A 14,382-nucleotide genomic window follows, 5' to 3' on the forward strand; every position below is an offset into this window, starting at 1 on the left:
ACGCTACGACTCGTAGCGTAATACGAATCCCGGCCCCGTGACAGCCCCTCCCGGTGATCTCCCTCACGGCCGCACGGAATCCGCCGGTTATGGTCGGGGGATGCAGAGCCGCACCCCCGCCCCCCGTGCGGGCCGCCCACGCAGTGCCGCCGCGGACGCCGCGATCCTGGCCGCGACCCGGCAGGCGCTGGTCGAACTGGGCTGGTCGAAGCTCACGTTGTCGGACGTGGCGACACGGGCCGGGGTGGCGAAGACGACGCTCTACCGCCGCTGGGCGGGCAAGAACGAACTCGTCGTGGACGCGGTGGCCGAGCTCTTCGACGAACTGGAACTGACCGACCACGGCAGCCTCGCCGCCGACATCGAGGGCGTGGTCCTCCAGTTCGCGGCGATCCTGGCCCGCCCCGAGGCGCGCAGCGGCCTGATGGCGGTGCTCGCTGAGTCCACCCGGGACGACGCGCTGCGCGAGCGCATCCGCGAGTCGATCGTCGACCGGCAGAAGCGCCTGGTGCTCCAGGGCCGGGCCCGGGCACAGCGACGCGGCGAGCTGCCCGCGCAGGCGGATCCCGCGGAGGCGGCCCGCACGGTCGACCTGATCTTCGACGTGGTCGCGGGCGCGGTGGTGCACCGCACCCTGGTCAGCGCGGAGCCCGTCGACCCCGACTGGGTGCGCGGCTTCACCCAAGTCCTGCTGCACGGCCTGTCGGCGGCCGAGGCACCCTGAAGCCCGGAACCGCCTCCTCAGAACCCCGCCGGCTCCGTGTACACCCCCCACTCGTCGCGGAGTACGCCGCAGATCTCACCGAGGGTCGCCTCCGCGCGTACCGCGTCCAGCATCGGCTCGATCATGTTGGCCCCGGACCGCGCGGCACCGATCATCGCGTCCAGCGCGGAGCGCACCACCGCCTCGTCCCGCGCGGCCCTGCGGGCGCCGAGCACCCGGACCTGCTCCCGCTCCACCTCGTGGCTGACCCGCAGGATCTCCAGGTCCCCGGTCACCGAGCCGGTGTGGACGTTGACGCCCACGACCTTCTTGTCGCCCTTCTCCAGGGACTGCTGGTAGCGGAACGCGGACTCCGCGATCTCCCCGGTGAACCAGCCGTCCTCGATGCCGCGCAGGATCCCGGAGGTGACGGGACCGATCGGGTGGCGCCCGTCGGGGTGCGCCCTGAGCCCCCGCTCCTTGATCCGGTCGAAGATCCGCTCCGCGTCGGCCTCGATCCGGTCCGTCAGCTGCTCCACGTACCACGAACCGCCCAGCGGGTCGGCCACATTGGCGACGCCGGTCTCCTCCATGAGCACCTGCTGGGTGCGCAGCGCAATCTCGGCGGCCTGCTCGCTCGGCAGCGCGAGCGTCTCGTCCAGCGCGTTGGTGTGCAGCGAGTTGGTCCCGCCGAGCACGGCGGCCAGCGCCTCCACGGCCGTGCGCACCACGTTGTTGTACGGCTGCTGGGCGGTCAGCGACACCCCGGCGGTCTGTGTGTGGAACCGCAGCCACTGGGCCTTCTCGCTCCGCGCCCCGTACTCGTCGCGCAGCCACCTGGCCCAGATCCGGCGCGCCGCGCGGAACTTGGCGATCTCCTCGAAGAAGTCGACGTGCGCGTCGAAGAAGAAGGACAGGCCCGGCGCGAACACCTCCACGTCGAGCCCGCGCGACAGCCCCAGCTCCACGTACCCGAACCCGTCCGCCAGCGTGTACGCCAGCTCCTGGGCGGCCGTCGCCCCGGCCTCGCGGATGTGGTAGCCGGAGACGGACAGCGGCTTGTAGGCGGGGATGCCGGCCGCGCAGTGCTCCATCAGGTCGCCGATCAGCCGCAGATGGGGCTCCGGCTGGAAGAGCCACTCCTTCTGGGCGATGTACTCCTTGAAGATGTCGGTCTGGAGCGTGCCGTTGAGGACGCCCGGGTCGACGCCCTGCCGCTCGGCCGCGACCAGGTACATGCAGAAGACGGGGACGGCGGGGCCGCTGATCGTCATCGAGGTCGTGACGCCGCCCAGCGGGATGTCCTTGAACAGGACCTCCATGTCCGCCGCCGAGTCGATGGCCACCCCGCAGTGGCCGACCTCGCCCAGCGAGCGCGGGTCGTCGGAGTCGCGCCCCATCAGCGTCGGCATGTCGAAGGCGACCGAGAGTCCGCCGCCGCCCGCGGCGAGGATCATCTTGTACCGCTCGTTGGTCTGCTCGGCGTTCCCGAACCCGGCGAACTGGCGGATCGTCCAGGTACGACCCCGGTAGCCGGTCGGGTACAGACCGCGGGTGAACGGGTACTCCCCCGGCCAGCCGATCCGCTCGAATCCCTCGTACGTGTCACCGGGTCGCGGCCCGTACACCGGCTCCACGGGATCGCCGGAGAGCGTGGTGAAGTCAGCGTCGCGCTTGCGCGCGGCGTCGTAGCGGGCCTGCCAGCGGCTGCGGCCCTCCTCGATGGCGTGAGCGTCCATACCCTCGAATTTACTAGGACGTCCAAGTAAATGTCGATGGCAGACCGCCGTGCATCGCTCGCACGGCGGTGTGACCTACGCCTTGGCGACAGCCGGGGCCTGGTCGGCGACCTTGGCCGCCAGCTCGTGGCTGATCTTCCGTTCGACGATGAAGGCGGCCGTCGGGACCGTCCCCGCGAGCAGCACCCACAACTGCTTGCCGACCGGCCACTTCGCCTTGGAGCCCAGGTCGAAGGCGAAGACCAGGTAGACCACGTACAGCCAGCCGTGCGCGATGGCGACGACCCGGGTGAAGTCCGCGGCGCCGTCGATGCTCAGGAGGTACTTCGCGATCATGCCGAGACACAGCAGGACCAGGAGCACACCGGTGACGTAGGCCATGACGCGATAGCGGGTCAGCACGCTTGGTTTCATGGATCCGAGCGTAACTGCCCGCAAATCCCCCGCTCCGGCGGGGACCTCCCCGCCGTCGGCTGTTGACGTCCGAGCACGCTCGGGCCGCCTGCGCCGCTGCGCGGAGCTGCGGGCCGGCCCGCAGAGACCTACTCGTCCTCGAAGTCCCGCGCGGCGACGCGCAGCGGCCGCAGCATCGCGAAGATCTCCGCGCACTCCTCCGCGTCGTACACCCCGAGCCCGAAGTCCATGGCCATCAGGTCCCGGGTGGCGGCCTCGACGACCTCCCGGCCCTTGTCGGTGATCACGGCGAGCGTGCCGCGCCCGTCGTTCGGGTTGGGCCGCCGGTCCACCAGGCCCGACCGCACCAGCCGGTCGACGGTGTTCGTCACCGACGTGGGATGCACCATCAACCGCTCGCCGATCTTCGACATGGGCAGCTCGCCCGCCTTGGAGAAGGTGAGCAGCACCAGCGCCTCGTAGCGTGCGAACGTCAGCCCGTACGGCTTCACCACCGCGTCGACCTCGCCGAGCAGGATCTGGTGCGCCCGCATGATCGAGGTGATCGCGGACATCGACGGCACGTTCCCCCACCGCTGCTTCCACAGGTCGTCGGCGCGGGCGATGGGGTCGAAGGGGAGGCTGAGTGGCTTGGACACGCCCTTGACCTTACCGGCCGGTCACATGCCGGTCAGCCCCCGTCCCGGCTTTCGGCCGCGCGGTACGCCGCGGCCAGCGCCCAGCAGCACACCGCCCCCAGCGCACCGGCCCCGACGACGGTCGCCCGCACCCCGAACGCCTCGGCGGCCACGCCCGCCAGCGCCATGCCCACGCCCTGCACGGTCATCAGCCCCGCGCTCAGCACGGTCATGGCCCGCCCGCGCAGCTCCTCCGGCACAGCCCGCACGAACCGCTGGTCGAGGCCCAGCGTGTACGCGGACCCGGCGCCCGCGACCAGCAGGAGCAGCAGCGAGACCACGAGCCCGGGGCGCAGGACGTAGCCGAGGTAGGGCAGCAGCGTGAGACAGACCAGCGGCAGCGCGATCCGCTCCCGGGCGGCCGGGCCGAGCCGCGCGCCCGCGTACAGCTCGCCCAGGACCGTGCCGACCGGCAGGGCGCACATCAGCAGGCCGAGCCCGGCGGAGCCGACGCCGAGCGCGTCGGCGTACGGGGCGGCCAGCGCCTCGGGGACGACGCAGAACATCGCGGGTACCCAGAAAAGGAGCAGCTGGAGGCGTATCCGCCGGTCGGCCATGAGCAGCCGGGCGCCGGTGAGGGAGTCGCCGAGCAGGGCGCCGGTGTCCCGGGACCGGGCCGGCCGGCCGCGGGTGCCGAGGCGCAGCAGCCCGGCCGAGCCCAGGAAGGTGGTCACGGTGATCAGCAGCGCGTGCCGCGGCGACACCACGGCGAGCAGCAGTCCGCCGAGCCCGTACCCGACGAGCAGGGCGCTCTGCGCCACGATCCGCAGCAGCGAGCGGCCGAGCACGAACAGATCGCCGCCGCCGAGGACGTCGGCGAGGGTCGCCATCCGGGTCCCGGCGAACACCGGCGCGACGACGGCGACGCAGCAGCGCAGCGCGAGCAGTCCGCCGATGCCGGTCCCGGGCACCACCATGAGCGCGACGCACCCGGCGCACACCAGGTCGCACACCACCAGCACCCGGCGGGCCGGGAAGCGGTCGGCGATCCCGGCGAGCAGGGTGCCGCCGAGCACGTACGGCAGAAAGCCGAGCGCGAAGGTCAGCGCGCTCAGCAGGGGCGAGCCGGTGAGGTCGTAGACGAGCACGGACAGCGCGATCTCGCTGACGATCACGCCGAGCATGGACAGCGTGTGGGCGGCGAAGACGGCCCGGAACTCGGGCACGGCGAAGACCCGGGCGTACCCGGTGGCCGGCGGCGCCGGCACCTGCTGATCTGATGTCACGCACGGCAGCGTGCACGCGCGCGTGCCGTCGGCGTAAAGATTCGGTGTGCGCCGAATCCGGTCGGTGCACCCGCGGCTCCACGCCGTCGCGCCCGGGAGGTCCGTCATGCCGTCGCTGCTGCACTTCGAGGAGATCGACTTCCTGCGCTGCCGGTTCGCCGTGTCGCCGCTGTGGGAGACGCACCAGGCGGTGCGCACGCTCAAGCGCGCGGACCGGCGCGGCTACCACGCGCCCTGGCTGCGCCGCATCCGCACGGCCGCGGCAGGTCTCGACCTCGCCCCGCTGTGGCTGCTGATGCCGCGCCGCGGCCACTCGCCCGACTGGCTCGGCCCGCCCCCGATCGGCCCGACGGCCACCTTCGAGGAGGAGATCGCGGCCGTGCGCGCGGCCGATCCGGCGGCGGCACGCGAGGACACCGCCCGGTCGCTCGGGGCGACCCCGGGGGCGCTGGAGTCGCCGTACGGCCGGGCCTGGCTGGCCGACCCGGAGCGGATGGTCCGCGACCTGGCGGACCTCCTGGAGGAGGCCTGGCGGGCGCTGGTCGCACCGGACTGGCCGCGGCTGCGCACGCTGCTGGAGGCGGACATCGCCTTCCACTCCCGGCGGTTCGCGCAGGTCGGTCTCGGCGGGCTGCTGCCGGAGCTCAGCGACCGGTGCGGCTGGCAGGGCGGGACGCTGACCGTGGTGTCGCCCGGGCGGCACGAGCGGCGGCTGGGCGGGCGGGGCCTGGTGCTGATGCCGAGCGTGTTCGTCTGGCCGGACGTCGTCAGCTCCTTCGACCCGCCGTGGCAGCCCGCCCTGGTCTATCCGGCCCGTGGCATCGGCGGCCTGTGGTCCGAGCCCGCGGGCCCCGCGCCGGACCGGTTGGTGCGGCTGCTGGGCCGGGGCCGCGCCGCCGTGCTGGGCGCGCTCGACGAACCGGCGAGCACGACGGCCCTGGCCCGCCGTCTCGGGCTCGCCCCGTCCTCGGTGTCCGCGCATCTGACGGTGCTGCGCGACGGCGGCCTCCTGACCGCACGCCGCTACGGCCACGAGGTGCTGTACGAACGCACACCACTCGGCATCGCACTGGCATCAGGAGAACAGGGATAGACGCCCACGGACCGCGGCAGCCCGCGGACAGCGACGGGCCCCGGTGGTCGGGTCAGTGGCGGTTCGTGCGGCGCAGATGGTGGCTGACCGCGCGCTGGGCCACCGGGCCGAGTTCGTCCAGGGCGGCCACCAGGGCGCCGAGTTGTTCCAGGGCGTCCAGGGCCGTCTGGGCGCCCCGCTCGTCCACGCCCTCGTACAGCTCGATCCCGACGAAGCCGGCGGCGACCGCCCGTGCCAGCCCCGCCGGGTCGGTGAACTCGGCGAACGGGGTGGCCGTCAGGACCCGGGTGAGGACCCGCTCGATCTCGGTGATCCACAGGTCGAGGCCGGCCGCCGTGGCCGGGCCGAGCGACGCATGGGTCTGGGCGCCGGCCAGCAGCTGGCCGAGCAGCGCGACCTGGCCGTCGGCCCGCTCCTCCTCGTGGATCTCACGGCCGACGGCCAGCAGTTCGGTGAGGGAGGTGACGGCGGCGAGACGGGCCCGGTACCGGGACACCGCTTGTTCGGCGCCGTAGCGGCAGGCGGCGGCAAGGAGTTCGTCCACCGAGCCGAAGTGGTAGAAGACGAGCGCCTGGTTGACCCCGGCCGCCGCCGCGACCGTACGGGCCGACGTCTTCGCGATGCCCTGCTCGGTGAGCGTGCGCAGCGCGCCCTCCAGCAGCTTGGTCTTCGTGTCCGCGGTCATGACGGGTGCGCCAGCGTGCACAGGAGGCGTGGGGCACGCGCGCGTGCGGGTGCGGTGCGCCGGCAGCGCCGGGCGGCCGGGGTGCCGGGCAGCGGCGCCTTGAGGAGCGCGAGGGCCATGGCGACGAGGAGGAGCAGCGGGAACAGGAACGCCACCGTGGGGGCGAGCGAGCCGAAGAGCGGAACGAAGGAGCCGAGGCCGAGGCCGGCACAGCCCGCGGTGAACACGAGGGCCCGGACCAGCAGCTCGGCCAGCCAGTTCCGCAGCGCGCGTTCCGGGGTGATCCCGCGCTCCAGCCACAGCCGCAGCCGGTCGAAGGACCAGGCGGTCGCCCAGCCCATCAGCGGGCGCAGCAGCAGCCGGTCGGCGAGCGCGCCGAGGACGCCGCCGCGCGGGCGGTAGTCGTAGCCGGTGAGGAAGCGGACGCCGTCGCCGTCGGGGACGTAGCGGAAGTAGCCGCCGCCCCCGGCGATCGGGGAGAGCGGGTGCGGGGTCGCGAAGCGCAGGGCGGAGGCGCGGGTGCCGTCGGGGCGTTCCTTCTCGCCGGCCGAGATCCCGGTGCCGGAGATCCTGAGGAAGGGCAGCACACGGGTGGCGTACCGGAACCGCCGCGGCTCGCCCTCCGTGCCCGGCAGCCGGGTGATCTCGGTGAACCGCAGGTCCCAGCGCGGACGCTGGGCGGGGTCCTGCGTACGGTCCCAGAGCGCGTCGAGATCGGCACGCACGCGTGCCTCCACATAGAGCCCCACGGTGAACTCCCCAAGCCGGCCAGGTGTTTGAGCGAACGCTCAACAGCCCGGCAGGCAAAGTACACCCGTTTGAGCGATCGCTCAAACCCCCGAACGGGCGGGTGTACGGCGGGACATGGCAAAACCCCGGCCCCGAGGGGGCCGGGGTCTCGCACGGTGGGCGGTCCGGCGGCGGGCTCAGCCCGCCAGGTAGCGCTCGACCGTCTCGACCTTGGAGGTCAGGCCGTCGGTGACACCGGGCCGGATGTCGGCCTTGAGCACCAGGGAGACGCGCGGGGCGCGCTCCTCCACGGCGGCGACGGCGCGCTTCACGACGTCCATGACCTCGTCCCACTCCCCTTCGACGGAGGTGAACATGGCGTCGGTACGGTGGGGCAGCCCCGACTCGCGCACCACGCGGACGGCGTCGGCGACGTACTCCCCCACGTCCTCGCCGACACCCAGGGGCGTCACGGAGAAGGCGACGATCATGCGTTGACGACCCCTTCCTTGCGGGCGCGGGCCGCGATGACCGCGTCCTCGGCCTCCCGGCGCAGCTTGCGCTCGGCGAAGAAGCCGCCGGTGGGCAGGACCGACAGGACGAAGTAGAGGGCCGCGGTCTTCGGGCCCCACTTGGCGCGGTTCCAGGCGTCGGCCCAGAAGACCACGTACAGGACGAACAGGAGACCGTGGATCGCGCCCATCACGGGTACCGCGTTGAAGTCCGTGGTCCGCTTCAGCACGGAGCAGAGGAGCAGGATGAGGAAGGACACGGCCTCCGGGGCGGAGACCAGGCGGAGGCGGCGGAGGGCGGTGGCGGTCTTGATGTCCACGGGTCACCTTTGGTGGGAGTGGGTCGGCATGTCGTCTGGCCCCGGTTTGTGAACGTGAGCACAAACTTCTGCCCATTGTGGCAAACCGGGGAAGACCGCTCGGGAGGACCCCCTCCCTCCGCCCCCGCGGGCCCGCTACCGTCACCGGGTGGCGATGTTTCGACTTCAAGGCAGCAGGGTGCTCGCCGTCGAGATGACCGGGGACGCCGTGAAGGCGAAGAACGGCTCGATGGTCGCGTACGACGGGCGGATGAGTTTCAAGAAGCTGACCGGTGGCGGTGAGGGGCTGCGCGGCATGGTGACCCGCCGGCTCACCGGTGAGCAGATGACCGTGATGGAGGTGAAGGGGCACGGCACATGCTGGTTCGCGGACCGCGCCTCGGAAATCAACCTCGTCGATCTCCAGGGGGACAAGCTGTACGTGGAGTCGAGCAATCTGCTCGTGACCGACGCCGGGCTGCGCACCGGGACGACGTTCACCGGACTGCGCGGCGCCTCTCAGGGCAACGGGCTGTTCACGACCACCGTCGAGGGCCGCGGGCAGGCCGCGATCATGTCGGACGGGCCGGCCGTCGTGCTGCGGGTCAGCCCGCAGTACCCGCTGATCGTCGACCCCGGCGCCTACATCGCCCACCAGGGCGAGGTACGCCAGTCCTTCCAGGCGGGTGTGAGCTTCCGCACCTTCCTCGGCGAGGGCGGGGGCGAGGCGTTCCAGATCCGGTTCGAGGGGGACGGGCTGGTGTACGTCCAGCCGAGTGAGCGGAACACCATTGCGGGGGATGTCTGAGATGGGGCTGCGGGAGATCAATTCGAAGATGGTGGAGGCCACCGTGGCCCCCGGCGGGCGGCTGTTCAGCCAGCGCGGCGCCATGCTCGCCTACCGGGGCGACGTCTCCTTCACCCCCAACATCCAGGGCGGACAGGGCGGTCTGATGTCGATGGTCGGCCGCCGGGTCTCCGGTGAGGCCACCCCGCTGATGACCGTCGAGGGCAGCGGCACCGTCCTGTTCGGGCACGGCGGCCACCATGTGCAGGTGATCAACCTCTCCGGGGACACCCTGTACGTGGAGGCGGACCGGCTCCTCGCCTTCGAGGGCACCCTCCAGCAGGGGACGATGTTCATGGGCTCGCAGGGCGGGGTCATGGGGATGGTGCGCGGGCAGGTCACCGGGCAGGGGCTGTTCACCACCACGCTCAAGGGGCACGGGGCCGTCGCCGTGATGGCGCACGGCGGGGTGTTCGAGCTGCCGATCACACCGCAGCATCCCGTCCACGTCGACCCGCAGGCGTATGTCGCCCACCACGGTGACGTCCGTAACAAGCTCTCCACGGCGCTCGGCTGGCGCGACATGGTGGGCCGTGGTTCCGGCGAGGCGTTCCAGCTGGAGCTGAGCGGGAGCGGCACGGTGTACGTCCAGGCCTCGGAGGAGAAGCTGTGAGCAGGTACGCAGGTCCGGGCTCCGGGCCCGTGGTGTACGACCCGATGACGCTGCCCGCCGACGACAACGTCAACGGCTACACCTTCTGCGTGGAGCTGGTGAGCGGGCAGTGGTTCCTGCAGAAGGGGAAGATGATCGCCTACTACGGGGCGATCGAGTTCAACGGGATCGGGCACGGGCAGCTCGACCGTCTCGTCCGCACGTCGTTCCATTCGCCGCTGCACGCGAGCGACTGGGTCGTGGCGGCGGGCTCGGGCAAGATGCTCCTCGCCGACCGGGCCTTCGACGTCAACTCGTACGACCTCGAAGACGGCAATCTGACCATTCGCTCGGGCAACCTGCTCGCATTTCAGCCAAGTCTTGCGCTCAAACAGTCGATCGTGCCGGGCTTTCTGACACTCATCGGAACCGGAAAGTTCGTGGCCGCGTCCAACGGCCCGGTGGTGTTCATGGAGCCCCCGATCCGGGTGGACCCGCAGGCCCTGGTCGGGTGGGCCGACTGCCCCTCCCCGTGCCACCACTACGACCATGGGTACATGACCGGCGTGCTGGGCGGTCTACGTGCGATGACGGGCATTGGCGGGGCCTCAGGCGAGGAGCACCAGTTCGAGTTCGTGGGAGCCGGCACGGTGCTGCTCCAGTCGACCGAGAAGCTGATGGAGGAGCAGGCCACGGGGGCCGTTCCGGACGAGCCCGGCGTGCCGGGCGGCGGCGCGTCCGGCGGCCATGGAGCGGGGCAGGGCGGACCGCGCCTTCCCGGACAGCTGGGAGACCTCCAACGTCGCTTCGGGCTGTGAGCGGTAGTCTGCGGAGTGTGACGTCGAACGCGTGCCCACGGTCACACCCCCCTCACTAGTTCGCCTTTCAACTTCTTAGGTAGACTTCATTCATGGAGACCGAGACGGCCACGCGCTGGCTGACCGATGCGGAGCAGTGCGCCTGGCGCACCCACCTGGAGGTCAACAGGCTGTTGACGTACCAGCTCGAAAAGGATCTGCAGCCGTTCGGCCTGACGATGAACGATTACGAGATCCTGGTGAATCTGTCCGAGTCCGAGGACGTACGGCTGCGGATGAGCGACCTCGCGTCCGCCACCCTCCAGTCCAAGAGCCGCCTCTCGCACCAGATCACACGCATGGAGAACGCGAACCTGGTGCGGCGGGAGAACTGCGAGTCCGACCGGCGGGGGCTGTACGCGGTGCTGACCGAGCACGGCATGGAGACGATGCAGAAGGTCGCGCCGCATCATGTGGCGTCCGTGCGCAGGCACTTCATCGATCTGCTGGCACCCGAGGCCCTGGTGGAGCTGGAGAAGGGCCTGAAGCCGATCGCCGAACACCTGAGAAGCCAGCGCGGCCGCCCCTGACCCGCCCCGGACGGCGAGCGGACTCCCGCCGCCCACAACGGGGTTCCCCGGCCACCGAACAGCCCGCCGGCGCAGGACCGCCACGAACGGCCCACCGACCGCCGAGAACACCAGAAGCCCGGCGCGGACCACCAAGAAACATCGAACAGCCGACCGCGGCACCGAACCGGCCCACCACGGCACGGCGACGGCACACGACCGATCCCCCAGGGCACGGCCCGCCTGCGCGGGCGCCATGAAGCGCAAGCACCGCCGCCACCGAGCCCGGCGCGGACCACCAGGCCGCCGAAGGCGCATCAGACAGCCAGCCGCGCCACCGAACCAGCCCCTCACAGCACGGCGACGGCACACGGCCCGGTCCCCGGGGCACGGCCCGCCTCCACGGGCGACATGAAAGCGCGGGCACCGGCGCCACCAGGCCAGGGGCATCAGACAGACGATCACGGGCCCATCACGGCGCAGCAACGGCACACGGCCCGATCCCCCAGGGCACAGCCCGCCTGCGCGGGCGCCGAAGCGGCCCGCCGCAGTGCGGCAACGGGCGGGAGGTCAGGGCTGGGTGAGGCCTGTCACCAGTTCGTCCGCGGCGCTGTAGGGGTCCAGTTCGCCGGAGGCGATCCGTTCCGCGAGCGTGCTCAGACGGCGGTCGCCGTGCAGGTCGCCGATGCGTTCGCGCAGCGCCGTGACGGCGATCGTCTCCACCTCGCGGGCGGCGCGGGCCAGCCGGCGCTCCGCCAGCACCCCCCGCTCCTCCATCCACGCGCGGTGCTTCTCCAGCGCCTCCACGACCTCGTCGATGCCCTCAGCGCGGGAGGCGACCGTCTTCACGATGGGCGGGCGCCAGTCGCCGGGGCCGCGCGCCTCGCCCAGGCCGAGCATGTGGTTCAGCTCGCGGGCCGCGGCGTCCGCACCGTCACGGTCGGCCTTGTTGACGACGTACACGTCGCCGATCTCCAGGATGCCCGCCTTGGCCGCCTGGATGCCGTCGCCCATCCCCGGGGCCAGCAGGACGACGGACGTGTCGGCCTGGGCGGCGATCTCCACCTCCGACTGGCCGACGCCGACCGTCTCCACCAGGACCACGTCGCAGCCCGCCGCGTCCAGCACGCGGATCGCCTGCGGGGCGGCCCAGGCGAGCCCGCCCAGGTGCCCGCGGGTCGCCATGGAGCGGATGTAGACGCCGGGGTCGGAGGCGTGTTCCGACATCCGCACCCGGTCGCCGAGCAGGGCCCCGCCGGAGAACGGGGACGAGGGGTCGACGGCCAGGACGCCGACCCGCCGGCCCTGCTTGCGGTACGCCGTGACCAGCGCCGAGGCCGACGTCGACTTGCCGACACCCGGGGAGCCGGTGAGACCGACGACGTACGCGCTGCCGGTCAGCGGCGCGAGCGTCGCCATCACCTCCCGCAGCTGCGGGGACGCCCCCTCCACCAGGGAGATCAGCCGGGCCACGGCCCGCGGCCGGCCGTCCCTGGCCTGGGCCACCAGAGAGGAGACGTCCTGCATCACTGCTCCGTTCGCTCGCTCGACCTGCCCGCGGCCCTCGGCCGGACGGACCCGCTCAGGCCTTCGGTACCCGCACGATCAGCGCGTCACCCTGGCCGCCGCCCCCGCACAGGGCGGCCGCCCCGACCCCGCCGCCGCGCCGCTTCAGTTCCAGCGCCAGATGCAGCACGAGCCGGGCGCCGGACATACCGATCGGGTGACCCAGGGCGATGGCGCCGCCATGGACGTTCACCTTTTCGGTGGATACCCCGAGATCCTTCATCGACTGCACCGCGACGGCGGCGAAGGCCTCGTTGATCTCGATCAGATCGAGGTCGGCGACCTCCAGGCCCTCCTTCTTCAGGGCGTGCCGGATCGCGTTCGACGGCTGCGACTGGAGGCTGTTGTCCGGACCCGCCACGTTCCCGTGCGCGCCGATCTCCGCGAGCCACTGAAGGCCCAGCTCCTGCGCCTTCGCCTTGCTCATCACGACGACGGCCGCGGCGCCGTCCGAGATCTGCGAGGAGGTGCCCGCGGTGATGGTGCCGTCCTTGGCGAACGCCGGGCGCAGCCGGGCCAGCGACTCCACGGTGGTGTCGCCGCGGATGCCCTCGTCCTGGCTGAACAGGACCGCCTCGCCCTTGCGCTGCGGGACCTCCACCGGGGTGATCTCGGCCTCGAAGACGCCGTTCTTCTGGGCGGCGGCGGCGCGCTGGTGGGAGAGGGCGGCGATCTCGTCCTGCTCCGGCCTGGCGATGCCCAGGCGGGTGTTGTGCTTCTCGGTGGACTCACCCATGGGGATGGTCTCCCAGGGGTCGGTCAGGCCGTCGTACGCCATCGCGTCGAGCACCTGGACCGCGCCGTACTTGTACCCGTCGCGGGACTTGGGGAGCAGGTGGGGGGCGTTGGTCATGGACTCCTGGCCGCCGGCCACCACGATGTCGAACTCGCCCGCGCGGATCAGCTGGTCGGCGAGGGCGATGGCGTCGAGCCCGGACAGGCACACCTTGTTGACGGTGAGCGCGGGCACGCTCATGGGGATGCCGGCCTTGACCGCGGCCTGGCGGGCCGGGATCTGCCCCGCCCCGGCCTGGAGCACCTGGCCCATGATCACGTACTGCACCTGGTCGCCGCCGATCCCCGCACGGTCGAGGGCGGCCTTGATCGCGAAGCCGCCGAGGTCGGCTCCCGAGAAGGACTTGAGCGAGCCGAGCAACCGTCCCATCGGAGTACGGGCGCCCGCGACGATCACGGAGGTCGTGCTGTTCGTTGCTGACATGAGGTGCGATCCCCTTCCAGCTGCACAGAAGCTGAGGAGTGAACGAGGGTTTACATCGAATGTACTGAGGGGTCGTCGCGGCCGTCATCGGCCTTTCGGTGTGATCGCGCGCACGTTGCGTAACCACCTCCGGAGCGCTGCACTGAACTCATGCTGACGCGAATCGACCACATCGGGATCGCCTGCCACGACCTCGACGCGACCGTCGAGTTCTACCGGGCGACCTACGGCTTCGAGGTCTTCCACACCGAGATCAACGAGGAGCAGGGCGTACGCGAGGCCATGCTCAAGATCAACGATACGTCCGACGGCGGCGCTTCGTACCTCCAGCTCCTGGAACCGGTCCGGGAGGACTCCACGGTCGCGAAATGGCTGGCGAAGAACGGTGAGGGGGTCCACCACATCGCCTTCGGCACGGCGGACGTGGACGGGGACGCCGCCGACATCCGCGGCAAGGGCGTACGCGTGCTGTACGACGAGCCGCGGCGCGGCTCCATGGGGTCCCGGATCACCTTCCTGCACCCCAAGGACTGCCATGGCGTACTCACAGAACTGGTCACTTCGGCGCCGGTTGAGTCACCTGAGCACTGACCGCCGTACATAAGGGCCGGTAGGGTTGGGGGCGGTCGCCCTCGAAGGCCGGGCGGCGGCCGCATGCCGGGGTCCGGGTTTCGGGGGACGAGCATCGGGGCAGCAGCCCGTGCTCCGCCGTTGA

Annotated in this window: 17 protein-coding genes; 7 read left to right on the plus strand and 10 right to left on the minus strand. The window is 71.6% G+C overall.

Features of this window, described 5'->3' with window-relative positions:
* The first annotated feature begins 100 nt into the window (after nt 1–100).
* Nucleotides 101–724 carry a TetR/AcrR family transcriptional regulator gene (locus tag CTZ28_RS37690; RefSeq protein WP_121894260.1) on the plus strand — a complete coding sequence of 208 codons (624 nt, stop codon included), beginning with the start codon at nt 101–103 and terminating at the stop codon, nt 722–724.
* A 17-nt stretch (nt 725–741) separates the two neighbouring features.
* Here the strand turns inward: CTZ28_RS37690 and CTZ28_RS37695 are convergent, their stop codons facing one another.
* The 4 genes from CTZ28_RS37695 to CTZ28_RS37710 form a co-directional block, all read right to left on the minus strand.
* The gene (locus CTZ28_RS37695; protein WP_121894261.1) at nt 742–2,442 is read right to left on the minus strand and encodes a coenzyme B12-dependent isobutyryl-CoA mutase large subunit; all 1,701 of its coding nucleotides are present in this window, start codon (nt 2,440–2,442) and stop codon (nt 742–744) included.
* 75 nt (nt 2,443–2,517) lie between these two features.
* A complete protein-coding gene (locus tag CTZ28_RS37700) occupies nt 2,518–2,856 on the minus strand; it encodes a DUF3817 domain-containing protein (protein WP_121894262.1) in 339 nt (112 codons plus the stop codon).
* A 128-nt stretch (nt 2,857–2,984) separates the two neighbouring features.
* Nucleotides 2,985–3,494 carry a MarR family winged helix-turn-helix transcriptional regulator gene (locus tag CTZ28_RS37705; protein WP_121894263.1) on the minus strand — a complete coding sequence of 170 codons (510 nt, stop codon included), beginning with the start codon at nt 3,492–3,494 and terminating at the stop codon, nt 2,985–2,987.
* Nucleotides 3,495–3,526: 32 nt separating this feature from the next.
* Nucleotides 3,527–4,657, minus strand: coding sequence for an MFS transporter (locus CTZ28_RS37710; protein ID WP_259472000.1), 1,131 nt, complete (start codon nt 4,655–4,657; stop codon nt 3,527–3,529).
* A 208-nt stretch (nt 4,658–4,865) separates the two neighbouring features.
* Here CTZ28_RS37710 and CTZ28_RS37715 point away from each other — a divergent pair, with 208 nt between their 5' ends.
* Nucleotides 4,866–5,852 (plus strand): ArsR/SmtB family transcription factor, encoded by a 987-nt coding sequence (locus tag CTZ28_RS37715; protein WP_121894265.1) that lies wholly within the window; start codon nt 4,866–4,868, stop codon nt 5,850–5,852.
* 52 nt (nt 5,853–5,904) lie between these two features.
* Here CTZ28_RS37715 and CTZ28_RS37720 read toward each other — a convergent pair whose 3' ends face one another.
* The 4 genes from CTZ28_RS37720 to CTZ28_RS37735 all read right to left on the minus strand — a co-directional run bounded on the left by CTZ28_RS37720 (nt 5,905) and on the right by CTZ28_RS37735 (nt 8,098).
* Nucleotides 5,905–6,537, minus strand: coding sequence for a TetR/AcrR family transcriptional regulator (locus tag CTZ28_RS37720; RefSeq protein WP_121894266.1), 633 nt, complete (start codon nt 6,535–6,537; stop codon nt 5,905–5,907).
* Nucleotides 6,534–7,286, minus strand: coding sequence for a hypothetical protein (locus tag CTZ28_RS37725; RefSeq protein WP_121894267.1), 753 nt, complete (start codon nt 7,284–7,286; stop codon nt 6,534–6,536). The genes CTZ28_RS37720 and CTZ28_RS37725 overlap by 4 nt, the downstream gene beginning before the upstream one ends.
* Nucleotides 7,287–7,463: 177 nt before the next feature.
* The gene (locus CTZ28_RS37730; RefSeq protein ID WP_121894268.1) at nt 7,464–7,757 is read right to left on the minus strand and encodes an MTH1187 family thiamine-binding protein; all 294 of its coding nucleotides are present in this window, start codon (nt 7,755–7,757) and stop codon (nt 7,464–7,466) included.
* Nucleotides 7,754–8,098, minus strand: a complete 345-nt coding sequence (locus CTZ28_RS37735) for a DUF3817 domain-containing protein (protein WP_121894269.1) — start codon at nt 8,096–8,098, stop codon at nt 7,754–7,756. The genes CTZ28_RS37730 and CTZ28_RS37735 overlap by 4 nt, the downstream gene beginning before the upstream one ends.
* A 154-nt stretch (nt 8,099–8,252) precedes the next feature.
* On the opposite strand from CTZ28_RS37735, the gene CTZ28_RS37740 reads away from it, so the two are divergent.
* From CTZ28_RS37740 to CTZ28_RS37755, 4 genes are all read left to right on the plus strand, one after another.
* Complete coding sequence (locus CTZ28_RS37740) at nt 8,253–8,885, plus strand: AIM24 family protein (RefSeq protein WP_121894270.1); 633 nt, start codon at nt 8,253–8,255, stop codon at nt 8,883–8,885.
* 1 nt (nt 8,886) lies between these two features.
* On the plus strand, nt 8,887–9,537 hold the full coding sequence (locus CTZ28_RS37745; protein WP_121894271.1) for an AIM24 family protein: 651 nt from the start codon (nt 8,887–8,889) through the stop codon (nt 9,535–9,537).
* Nucleotides 9,534–10,334 carry an AIM24 family protein gene (locus CTZ28_RS37750; protein WP_121894272.1) on the plus strand — a complete coding sequence of 267 codons (801 nt, stop codon included), beginning with the start codon at nt 9,534–9,536 and terminating at the stop codon, nt 10,332–10,334. Before CTZ28_RS37745 ends, CTZ28_RS37750 begins: the two co-directional genes overlap by 4 nt.
* A gap of 92 nt (nt 10,335–10,426) precedes the next feature.
* Nucleotides 10,427–10,903 (plus strand): MarR family winged helix-turn-helix transcriptional regulator, encoded by a 477-nt coding sequence (locus CTZ28_RS37755; protein WP_121894273.1) that lies wholly within the window; start codon nt 10,427–10,429, stop codon nt 10,901–10,903.
* Between the two features lie 549 nt (nt 10,904–11,452).
* Here CTZ28_RS37755 and meaB read toward each other — a convergent pair.
* Both meaB and CTZ28_RS37765 read right to left on the minus strand, forming a co-directional pair.
* A complete protein-coding gene (meaB, locus tag CTZ28_RS37760; protein ID WP_121894274.1) occupies nt 11,453–12,409 on the minus strand; it encodes a methylmalonyl Co-A mutase-associated GTPase MeaB in 957 nt (318 codons plus the stop codon).
* A gap of 55 nt (nt 12,410–12,464) precedes the next feature.
* Complete coding sequence (locus tag CTZ28_RS37765) at nt 12,465–13,667, minus strand: acetyl-CoA C-acetyltransferase (RefSeq protein WP_121894275.1); 1,203 nt, start codon at nt 13,665–13,667, stop codon at nt 12,465–12,467.
* 150 nt (nt 13,668–13,817) lie between these two features.
* Here CTZ28_RS37765 and mce point away from each other — a divergent pair, with 150 nt between their 5' ends.
* Complete coding sequence (mce, locus tag CTZ28_RS37770) at nt 13,818–14,258, plus strand: methylmalonyl-CoA epimerase (protein ID WP_121894276.1); 441 nt, start codon at nt 13,818–13,820, stop codon at nt 14,256–14,258.
* Nucleotides 14,259–14,382: the final 124 nt, after the last annotated feature.

It is taken from the genome of Streptomyces shenzhenensis (assembly GCF_003688995.1).
Taxonomy (GTDB): Bacteria; Actinomycetota; Actinomycetes; order Streptomycetales; family Streptomycetaceae; genus Streptomyces; species Streptomyces shenzhenensis_A.

Bases quoted from the DNA above. Each gene is read 5' to 3' on its own strand.
- CTZ28_RS37690 (WP_121894260.1), top strand. From the start codon at position 101: ATGCAGAGCCGCACCCCCGCCCCCCGTGCGGGCCGCCCACGCAGTGCC.
- CTZ28_RS37695 (WP_121894261.1), bottom strand. From the start codon at position 2,442: ATGGACGCTCACGCCATCGAGGAGGGCCGCAGCCGCTGGCAGGCCCGC.
- CTZ28_RS37700 (WP_121894262.1), bottom strand. From the start codon at position 2,856: ATGAAACCAAGCGTGCTGACCCGCTATCGCGTCATGGCCTACGTCACC.
- CTZ28_RS37710 (WP_259472000.1), bottom strand. From the start codon at position 4,657: ATGCTCGGCGTGATCGTCAGCGAGATCGCGCTGTCCGTGCTCGTCTAC.
- CTZ28_RS37715 (WP_121894265.1), top strand. From the start codon at position 4,866: ATGCCGTCGCTGCTGCACTTCGAGGAGATCGACTTCCTGCGCTGCCGG.
- CTZ28_RS37720 (WP_121894266.1), bottom strand. From the start codon at position 6,537: ATGACCGCGGACACGAAGACCAAGCTGCTGGAGGGCGCGCTGCGCACG.
- CTZ28_RS37730 (WP_121894268.1), bottom strand. From the start codon at position 7,757: ATGATCGTCGCCTTCTCCGTGACGCCCCTGGGTGTCGGCGAGGACGTG.
- CTZ28_RS37740 (WP_121894270.1), top strand. From the start codon at position 8,253: ATGTTTCGACTTCAAGGCAGCAGGGTGCTCGCCGTCGAGATGACCGGG.
- CTZ28_RS37745 (WP_121894271.1), top strand. From the start codon at position 8,887: ATGGGGCTGCGGGAGATCAATTCGAAGATGGTGGAGGCCACCGTGGCC.
- CTZ28_RS37755 (WP_121894273.1), top strand. From the start codon at position 10,427: ATGGAGACCGAGACGGCCACGCGCTGGCTGACCGATGCGGAGCAGTGC.
- meaB (WP_121894274.1), bottom strand. From the start codon at position 12,409: ATGCAGGACGTCTCCTCTCTGGTGGCCCAGGCCAGGGACGGCCGGCCG.
- CTZ28_RS37765 (WP_121894275.1), bottom strand. From the start codon at position 13,667: ATGTCAGCAACGAACAGCACGACCTCCGTGATCGTCGCGGGCGCCCGT.
- mce (WP_121894276.1), top strand. From the start codon at position 13,818: ATGCTGACGCGAATCGACCACATCGGGATCGCCTGCCACGACCTCGAC.